Source organism: Alcanivorax sp. HI0044 (assembly GCF_001634945.1).
Genome location: NZ_LWEZ01000695.1, coordinates 1 through 848 on the forward strand (window position 1 = coordinate 1; position 848 = coordinate 848).

The 848-nt window shown below is 63.3% G+C and carries 1 protein-coding gene; it reads left to right on the forward strand.

Annotation, left to right across the window (positions count from 1 at the left end):
• Positions 1-848 (forward strand): ribosome rescue GTPase HflX (hflX, locus tag A3730_RS08380; protein ID WP_063537907.1); only part of this gene is annotated, 848 nt, incomplete at both ends.

The following is an 848-nucleotide window of genomic DNA, read 5'->3' on the forward strand; positions in this document are numbered from 1 at the left end:
AACACGTACCGAAGCGGGTGAGCGGGCGATTCTGGTTCATCTGGAGCTGCCCGATGCCATGGGGCGTGAGGATCTGGACGAATTTCATCACCTGGTGACCTCCAGCGGCGTGCAGCCGGTGGCCGAGTTGACCGGCAAGCGCGACCGCCCGGACCCGGCCCTGTTTATCGGCACCGGCAAAACCGACGAGTTGGCCGCCATGGTGAGCGAGTACAACGCTGACGTGGTGCTGTTCAATCATGCACTGAGCCCGGGCCAGGAACGTAACCTGGAACGGGTGGTGAAATGCCGGGTGCTGGATCGTACCGGGTTGATTCTCGATATTTTCGCCCAGCGGGCGCGCACCCACGAGGGGCGCTTGCAGGTTGAGCTGGCGCAGTTGCGTCATTTGTCATCCCGCCTGGTGCGGGGCTGGACCCACCTGGAGCGCCAAAAAGGCGGTATCGGCCTGCGTGGCCCGGGTGAGACCCAGCTGGAAACGGACCGCCGTTTATTACGTGACCGTATTCGTGGGATCGAATCGCGCCTGGACAAGGTCCGTAAGCAGCGCGCTCAAGGCCGCCGGGCACGACAGCGCTCGGAAACCCCGCTGATTTCCCTGGTGGGCTACACCAATGCGGGGAAATCCACCCTGTTCAATGCCATTACTACTGGTGATGTCTATGTGGCGGACCAGTTGTTTGCCACCCTGGACCCGACCCTGCGCAAGGTGAAGGTGCCGGGCGTCGGCCCCGCCATTCTGGCGGACACCGTGGGCTTTATCCGTCACCTGCCGCACCGGCTGGTGCAGGCATTCCGGGCCACCCTGGAAGAAACGGTCAACGCCACCCTGCTGCTGCATGTGACCG